This is a genomic window from Psychrobacter sp. DAB_AL62B (genome assembly GCF_028895345.1).
GTDB lineage: Bacteria > Pseudomonadota > Gammaproteobacteria > Pseudomonadales > Moraxellaceae > Psychrobacter.
Map to the genome: position 1 here is coordinate 26,258 of NZ_SAXC01000016.1, position 8,475 is coordinate 34,732.

An 8,475-nucleotide genomic window follows, 5' to 3' on the forward strand; every position below is an offset into this window, starting at 1 on the left:
AATATAATAATGATAAAAAATATCTGTAATACTGAGCTAGTAGTGCCGCAAAAGTCAAAAAAATCCAAGCTCGCTTTAGCGATTGTGCTAGGAGTAGCACTGTTGCCCTTTTCAGCGATAGCAGAGCCAATAAATGATAAAGAGATAATTAAGTCGCCAGCAAAAATGACGATAGAGGAAGTCGATAATATTCCATCATCAGAAAACTCTAAAGGAGTAACTGTTCTTGATAACGAGAGTATAAAGCCTAAAGCTGTAGAACAATCAAATGACACTAACTCCGATACGCTTGCTACTAATATAGAGATACCAGATGCTAGTACAGTAAATACTACTGAGGCTAGTAACATTAGTGACAAAAATGTTATTAATAATGGTACTAGTAATAGTAGTAACAACGCGGCTGCTAGCACTGCTGCTTTCGATAATATAGGTGGACTTAATCCTGATAACACCGAAGAAAAACCTATTGGAAAACCACCAGAAACTGCTAAAAAAGTTCCATTTTGGAAGAATACTAACTACCTGTTAGGTGGTGGATTAACACTTTTGATCTTAGGTGGAGCGTTATTGTCATTCTTAAAAATCAGTAGATTAGGCGATGAGAATCGAGAGCTAACCCAAAAGTATAAAATGTTGAAAGGTGAAAAAAGTAGTGTTGTTAGTAAATTGAAGCAATCTAATGCTGATAATGAGAGACTAAAAGCTGATCTTAAAAATCAACTCGATATACGTGATGGGCAAAATAACATCAGTAGCGAAGCCTTTGGCGCAGTGTTACCCCTCATGGATACGGAAGAGCCGTTAGTGATTGAGGATCTAGACGCGTCAGATAGAAAGCAACTATCTGATAGTATCACCACATGGTTTCAAAAAAATCGGGGCAACATGAATATTAGCGATCTAGTATCTGTAGAGATCCAGCGCAAGCTAGATCATTGGCAGTATTCGATTGAGCTATGGACGCAGAGTGATGGTGTTGACTCTATTGAATTGGCACAGAATACGATGCGTGCTTCCGTTATTAGTCTAACTAAACCTGATAGGCAGGGCTTTGCATATTGCTATAAAAAACCAAATGCGCTATCGACAGTTTGGGTTAATAAAGGGTGGTACAAAGTACAGCGAACGAATAGTACACTAGAAGTGTCGAGCGAACCGTTGGAGATAAATTAATGCAAATATACTTATCAAAGTATGCTGGTACATTAAGCGCGGCATTATTAGTTAGTTTGCTTGCAGGTTGTAGTGATGAGCCCGAAGCGGTTGCCACTGAGGCGCCTGCGGTGAAAGTCAATGCTAAACCAAATTTTATGCCGCCATTAAATTTGGACATATTACCTCAGACAAATAGTAGCGCTGCAGCGATCGATTATATTATCGATGGCTCAGCGAGTATGTGTGGCTATTTTAATGCAGAATTAGATACTACTAAACAAGCTATTCCTATTACCAAGTTGGTTCAGGCTATTCAATCTGTACTCAGAACGAATGATCGTATATTGATATTTATGCAGGATAAGGCATCAGACAAAGCAACTTATATCCCCTTTGAGAAGTTTGAAAACCAATTGATGCAAGGTAAGTGTGATTTAGGCGGGCAGTACACTGAACTTGGTATTATTCTTCAGGATTACAGAGAACAACCAGAACTTCAGCAACGCTCAGTAGCGATTGTTTCAGATATGCACTTGTTGCCGGCTGAGAGAACAACCTTTGAGACGCAGTACGATGCCTTTCTTGGTGCCTATGTGAGTGCGGGAAATACCGCTTCTTCGTTATCTAATGGTATCTTATCGCTTCGTTCGCCATTTGTCGGAACTTATTATACGGTGAATAATGCGCCTAAGACATTAGAGCAAACACAAAAACATCTACATTTCTTTTGGTTGGCAAAACAAGCGCCAGACGCTGCCCAAATCGAAAAAATACAGCAAAATTTAATTGATGCTCAGACCCAATTTCCAAACAGCGTTATTGCCCAAGCTGAGTTTTTACCTCAGCTTCGACTATTGACGGATGATGCAAAAAGTTATGAATCATTTAGCTCGCCTGCACCAGTTATTAGTCCAAAAAATATTATTGATTTGTCTATGGGTGAGCATAAACCCTATATCAGTGCATTTGAAGCTAATAGTTCTCTTAGTGAAGAGCAAAAGAACTGTTACGATATTAGCTGGGATGAAAAGAATGGCATTGCCTTTTATCCTTATTCCAATCCAAAAACCAATCGTGACAAGATTTGTCCGGACGGTCCACTATTTCGCTCCAAAACAGGCAGTACATTAAGACTAAACTTGCCATTGCAAAATGGTTACAGTGTCACGCCTAAAGCACCAGTAGAGGTAATAGATAATTACCTATCGATTCCTATTATAGAAGCACAAAAATCTTGTATTGGCGTAAGCTCAGGAATGGCAGATACCCAAAAAAGTGCTCAAGGTTTCGCGCTACAATATGCTGCTGATAGCACCGCCATAAATACAAATTATTATGCTCAGTACTCTATTGAACGTGATGGTTGCAGCTCTGATTCGGACTGCAGCAACCTTGTCGATAAGACTTTTCAGTATAATCAGTTGATATCTAGTCTTGCTAATAAGTCTAAACAACATATTGAAAGCCTGTATCCAAGGACTATCAACATCAATCTAACTTGTGACCCAAACTAATGATAGATGATGACATGTGGGTATTATGGCGGTTGTCGACTCAACAAAATTTAGACGATAATAACTTTGAATTTAGTTTGGTTTTAGAGAGTTCAGATTGTTCGACCCTTGAAACTATAAATATTGATTTTGCAGAAGCTTATGCTAAATCTTGGCTGCGTTTGGTGCGTAAAGAAGCACCATTCGATATTATTAGCGACATCGATATTCCAATAAAAAATAATCTATCGCTATTTTTATCTGGTTTTATCGATGTTGAAGCACTTATAAATCGCAAGCCAGATTTAGCATATATTTATTTATGGGCATCAGCAAAACACGAAAAGATATATCTTGAAACGTTATACCCATTAAGTAAACTAAATGAAAAAGCAGAAAGTCGAGACTTTAGTAAAAACTGTATACAGATATACCCTAGAACTCCCTCGCAAAAGTATGTTGATCTAGAAGATCAAATGTTAGAAGCAAAGGATTTATCACACTTATTAAAAATAATTCAGCATCAAGTTGAAGAGGTTATAGCAGCAAAAGAGCTCGAAATAACTAAAGAGCTTATAACAGAATCTGAAGTTGACCAAAACAGCTTTGATATTGAAATATCAGATAGCAGCGATGTAGATTCAGTATGGGGTATGTTTTCTAAGCAAGACTTAGAAGATTTGGTAGAAGGCTTTAATGACTGGCAAAGAGTACACGGTAAAAATACGCTGATTGCGAGATTGCCAAAAAGATTAGCAAATAAATTAGATGGCGAGTTTAACGTTGTGTTTTGGACCAGTGGGCAAGGAATCAGCAATATGATTGTAGATGATAAACCGCCTAGACATACTATGGTGTTGGGTATCACTAATCGCTCTGGTGATCAAAGTATCGGCTATTGTATACAAAGACCAACAAGCTTGGATAAAATGTGGACGCATCAGAAATGGCATAGCCTTGAATGCAGTAACAGTGAGATTTTAAGGGTAGAGCCAGTAAATTTTTAAAACTCAACTCTATACATGTCCATTGATATGGTAGTGACGCGATAGGTATGCTGTCTAGCAGATTGCATAAAATAATACACAATGTAATATGGCTTAATTCTAATGAATAAAAACCTTCTGTATACGTTAATGAGTTTTACAGGCATTCTGTTGATGGTGATTGCTTCAGGTGCTTTCGATTCCAATAATGATACTTATTATGATGATACAGAATCTGCTGGATTATATGAGATTGGTGAACCAGGTGAGCAACAAGTAGATGAGTCTGAGATAGCGGCAGTAGAAGATGTCGAGGTTGCTGTCAATACAGCAACTGATGAGCAGAATATTGAATGGGTTGACCAACTGGCTGTAATAGATGCGCAGTATCCTAATGATATGGAACGCCTAGAGAAGTATCAAGGTTTGCTTGATGATAACAAAAACCCTTTTGCACCAATCTTGCTGGCCAGCACTATCGTTAACGTCAAGAACCAATCTAGAGATGTAGACATCTTTGAAGAGTGGTTAGCCAGTTTTGGTTTTGATGTCAGCTCAATTGATAGTCTTGAAACCTTGGCAAATAACCAAAATGTTAATGCAATGTTTTTACTAGGCGTTTATTACTATCAGGTACAACGTTACGATCAATCTAGATCTTGGCTTGAGCAAGCTTCAGACCAAGAACATGCAGGGGCGATGAACCAATTGGCATGGGTATATCGAGAAGGGCTCGGTGTTGATACAGATCTAGACTACGCAGTAACATGGCATCGTCATTCTGCTGAAGCTAATTACCCACGTGCAATGACCAACTTAGCTTATCTTTATAGTATCGGTGAAGGTGTTGAAAAAGATTTAGATACTTCAGCTATGTGGTATAAAAGGGCAGCTGAGCTCAATAGTGCCTCAGCGATTTATGCAATAGCGACTTATAGTCTCAACGGTACGGGTGGTATGGAAAAAGATGAACAACAGGGGGTTAGTTTGTTAATGCAGTCCGCACAGCTTGGGCATAAGAGAGCAATGTACGCCATAGGAAAACGCTATGAAAATGGCGATGGATTAGATGTAAATATGGAAGAGGCCATTAATTGGTATAGTGAATCTGCTAAGTTGGGCGAGTCTGATGCTATTCAAGCTATGAGCCGATTAAATTATTAATATACTTTAGAGTTTTTAAAGTAGCGATGGTATATATTTTGGATATTAAAGACTGCAGCTGAAAGTTTAATAGTATTGAATTATATTGCAGCAGTTAAAGTTAATTAGGGATTAAGAATTAATGAGATTTAATTTATTATTGTACGTACCAGCATTGGTCGATAATCTCGATATTGAATACGGAATTTTTATCCAGCATCATTTAATGGATGACGCTGATATTGAATTGAAGTACTTTGACTTCAGCAGAATTAATTCAGAAAACTATGCCTTAGACATAGTAGATAGAAATGAAGTTACCAAAAAAGTAAGAAAAGATTGTCTTGTAGAAGGTTTTACGCTCAATAGCCATTATTCAATAGATTTAGATAAAGGGTTTAATAGAAACATAAGTAAAGATGAAGTTAGACAAATATTTATATGTTTTAAGAATAATTCAAAAGAACCTATCGATGCTTTTATTCGTATGACTCACGATGGAGAAACCAATAACTATCGTATTAAAGATAATTTAGTATTTTTTCAACTTTGGGTAGCTCCGGAGATGACAGGTAGTTCTGACATAGCTTTAAATATAGGAAAAGTCAATTATACAAACTTTGATTACTTTTGTGAGAGTATAAAGACAGAGGTAAATAATCAATGGCGTTTGATGTTAAATAAGAAAAGAGACATCAGTAAAGAGAAGTTGGTTACGCACAACGAAGTTGCTCATGAGCAATCAGAGCCCATTCAAGAACCACAAACACAAGCTAATCTCGAAGATATATTTCCACAGCGGTATGATGTTCCACCTCCTACAAACCCTGTAATTTTAGAATCACAAGCAGTATTAATTGCACAAGATGCTGGTGTACCAGACAGCAGTAAAAAGGGCTCAGATAGTTTTAAAATAATTGCCTATATTTTATTGATTTTGGGTGTTTTATCAATTTTAGTAAAGATACTTGGTGGTAGTTAATTGATTTTTTACGTTTCGATTGCTTTGAAACTACTATATTGTTTCTATAAAGAGTTTGCTATTTATATTACTCGTTTTTTTAAATCTATAGTTAAAGCTTACTAGAATAATCTAAACCCAAGTGAAAATATATTTTATTCAAAGCATCTTTGAATAAAATGATTATTTTTCTAATAATATACTGATTTTGACTTTATGACTACTGAGCACCTAATAATGCCTTCATCAACATTATTTACTATCCCATATTTATTAATATCCATATGTCTACTATCAGTAGCAAACACTACGCATGCAGTAAATACAGACAGCTTAAATACTGATAAACTAGAGAGCGATAACCAAAAACTTGCAATCTGTTTAAATAATCTAGTACAAACTGCTCCTTTTTCAAGTGTTAAAGAAACTTTCATCCAATATCGCCCTTTTTTAGTAGATCCTAGCGTATTAGAGTCACTAAATTATCAGCCAGAATTCGCTAAAGAGCCTTGGGATTATTTAGCTAGCTTAGTGGATGAAGAGCGAGTTATTGATGGTATTGCTGCTAGTGAAGACTATGCTGACGTATTGGCAAAAATAGAGACTCACTATGGGGTAAATCGCTATGATGTGTTAGGTGTCTGGGGCGTAGAGTCGGATTTTGGCACCAAGTTAGGCAAAAAAGATGTAGTTAACTCTTTGGCTACTTTATCTTGCTTTGGTCGTCGTCAAAGTTACTTTCGTACAGAGTACGTTAGTGCTTTGAAGATATTGAAACAAGGCGATATTGTCAAATCAGACTTTAAAGGCTCATGGGCAGGCGCTTTCGGACAAACTCAGTTTATGCCTTCTACTTTTTTGCAGTTGGCACAAGATTTTGATGGTGATAATCGTAAAGATTTGGTAAATAGTCAAGCAGATGCATTGGCGTCAACCGCTAACTTTCTAAAAAATAGTGGTTATCAAAGTGATAAACCGTGGGGCTATGAAGTACGTTTACCTTCAGGTACTAATTTTTCAAATAATAGAAAAAATAAGAAATCTATATCTTATTGGCAGAGTCTAGGCATCACTCTACCAGATAATAAACCATTACCAAATACTTTATCTTCAGTAGGTTTGTTTTTACCATCGGGTAGACAGGGACCAGCATTTTTAGTGGGACGTAATTTCGATGCTTTCTATGCTTATAATGCGTCAGAAAATTATGCTTTAGCTATCGCCCATTTATCGCAGCGTATTAAACAGCAAGATACCAATGTCAATTTTGCAACCCCATGGCCTACTGATGACCCGGGTTTGAATCGTAAAGAATCTCGCGAGGTTCAAGAGTCGTTAAACTTCCTAGATTATAGTATGGATGAAGTAGATGGTATTATTGGAGATAGAACACGCAAAGCCATTCAAAAATATCAAGCTGATATAGGTATTGAAATAGATGGTAAAGCCGGACAAAAGATACATCGACGTTTAATGGCCAGTTCTGCGGAACTGAGAGAAGTATATAAAGTAGAGACAAAGATAGATAATAATATAGAATCTATGAATAATAATAGCTTAAAGAGTGAAAACAAGGAAGTATCTAAAACCAAATTTACACATACTTTATACGATTTAATAAGAGATAAAACCTTACTTTCTATTATTATTGCCCTGTTTATTTTGTTTAGCGTTGCTGTCGTAATTTTAATTAAGAGAAAATGATAATTAAAGCAAATAATCATAAATAAAATATTAATGTAAATATAGTCAGTCTTTTATAAATAAGATACAATATTTTTAAAATAAAGAGAAAGATATAATAATTATGACTTTCTCAGCAGACTTTCGAACGCAAGTTATAAAAAGCGTCAAAGACATGAGTATTCGTCAAGCATGTACTTTCTATGACATTAGTAAAACTACCTTACAGCGTTGGCTGAAAAACCCAAATATCAAACAATCTCGGGATAAAGCACTCAGTAAAATACCGATTGAAGCACTTCTTCAAGACGTTGCGCAATATCCAGACGATTACATGTACGAGAGAGCACATAGAGATGAAACAAGAATTGAGTTTAATTCGATCAACTTTAAGAATGCTAAACCTAAAGATACGAGCTTTCATGAGTATTTTTTTGAACCTTTTAAAAACACTCAACCTGAGACTTACAAGGTCTTATCTGAGGTTAAAGAAGATTTTTTCTATGCCATTCAACGAACAACCATTCCAGAGATAGTTTCAGATATCACGGCATTTGGTATCAATATAAATGGCATTATCGTTTATATGCGGTATACGCCTTGACCCCTGCTGTCAAATCCGTACAATTAAACTTGGGATATTTTAGTGACGCAGCCTGACGATAAAAGTCAAACTACATCTGTCTTGGCGATTTATAGCCCAAGCCCTTTTGAATCCTAGTCTGATTATAATACAACTCAATATATCCAATGATATCGCTAATGGCTGCCAACCTAGTTTTATAGTCCTGATGATACACCAGCTCATTCTTTAATATGCCCCAAAAGCTTTCTATAGGCGCATTGTCAAAGCAGTTGTCTTTAGCGCTCATTGAGCCTTTAAACTCATGTTGCTCAATGATCTTGTGGTAGGCATGACTACAGGGTAACCCTCCCAACCATAAGACACTTATCAAATAGAATTAAGCTGCGTGGTTTAGTTTCTGCATTGGCGTAAAGCCGCCATTGCCCATATTCGGGCGCTCGTGGTTGTAGTGATATAACCAATCTT

7 protein-coding genes and 1 pseudogene are annotated in these 8,475 nt (G+C 36.5%); 7 read left to right on the forward strand and 1 reads right to left on the reverse strand.

The features are described from left to right. Positions 1-9: 9 nt before the first annotated feature. The 7 genes from EPB74_RS13030 (at position 10) to EPB74_RS13060 (ending at position 8,028) form a co-directional block, all read left to right on the forward strand. Positions 10-1,176, forward strand: coding sequence for a hypothetical protein (locus tag EPB74_RS13030; RefSeq protein ID WP_274904591.1), 1,167 nt, complete (start codon positions 10-12; stop codon positions 1,174-1,176). Beyond that, a complete protein-coding gene (locus tag EPB74_RS13035) occupies positions 1,176-2,672 on the forward strand; it encodes a hypothetical protein (protein WP_274904592.1) in 1,497 nt (498 codons plus the stop codon). Before EPB74_RS13030 ends, EPB74_RS13035 begins: the two co-directional genes overlap by 1 nt. Further along, positions 2,672-3,658, forward strand: coding sequence for a hypothetical protein (locus EPB74_RS13040; RefSeq protein WP_274904594.1), 987 nt, complete (start codon positions 2,672-2,674; stop codon positions 3,656-3,658). Before EPB74_RS13035 ends, EPB74_RS13040 begins: the two co-directional genes overlap by 1 nt. 102 nt (positions 3,659-3,760) lie before the next feature. Beyond that, complete coding sequence (locus EPB74_RS13045; RefSeq protein ID WP_274904596.1) at positions 3,761-4,801, forward strand: tetratricopeptide repeat protein; 1,041 nt, start codon at positions 3,761-3,763, stop codon at positions 4,799-4,801. A 121-nt stretch (positions 4,802-4,922) separates the two neighbouring features. Then, entirely contained in the window at positions 4,923-5,762 is an 840-nt protein-coding gene (locus EPB74_RS13050; protein ID WP_274904597.1) for a hypothetical protein, read from the forward strand. Positions 5,763-5,978: 216 nt separating this feature from the next. Next, positions 5,979-7,445, forward strand: a complete 1,467-nt coding sequence (locus EPB74_RS13055) for a lytic murein transglycosylase (RefSeq protein WP_274904598.1) — start codon at positions 5,979-5,981, stop codon at positions 7,443-7,445. Positions 7,446-7,548: 103 nt separating this feature from the next. Next, entirely contained in the window at positions 7,549-8,028 is a 480-nt protein-coding gene (locus tag EPB74_RS13060; RefSeq protein ID WP_274904599.1) for an IS630 transposase-related protein, read from the forward strand. Positions 8,029-8,098: 70 nt separating this feature from the next. Here EPB74_RS13060 and EPB74_RS13065 read toward each other — a convergent pair. Beyond that, positions 8,099-8,359: pseudogene (locus EPB74_RS13065) on the reverse strand (IS3 family transposase); the annotation flags it as partial. Positions 8,360-8,475 lie beyond the last annotated feature (116 nt).

Bases quoted from the DNA above. Each gene is read 5' to 3' on its own strand.
- EPB74_RS13045 (WP_274904596.1), top strand. From the start codon at position 3,761: ATGAATAAAAACCTTCTGTATACGTTAATGAGTTTTACAGGCATTCTG.
- EPB74_RS13055 (WP_274904598.1), top strand. From the start codon at position 5,979: ATGCCTTCATCAACATTATTTACTATCCCATATTTATTAATATCCATA.
- EPB74_RS13030 (WP_274904591.1), top strand. From the start codon at position 10: ATGATAAAAAATATCTGTAATACTGAGCTAGTAGTGCCGCAAAAGTCA.
- EPB74_RS13050 (WP_274904597.1), top strand. From the start codon at position 4,923: ATGAGATTTAATTTATTATTGTACGTACCAGCATTGGTCGATAATCTC.
- EPB74_RS13060 (WP_274904599.1), top strand. From the start codon at position 7,549: ATGACTTTCTCAGCAGACTTTCGAACGCAAGTTATAAAAAGCGTCAAA.
- EPB74_RS13040 (WP_274904594.1), top strand. From the start codon at position 2,672: ATGATAGATGATGACATGTGGGTATTATGGCGGTTGTCGACTCAACAA.
- EPB74_RS13035 (WP_274904592.1), top strand. From the start codon at position 1,176: ATGCAAATATACTTATCAAAGTATGCTGGTACATTAAGCGCGGCATTA.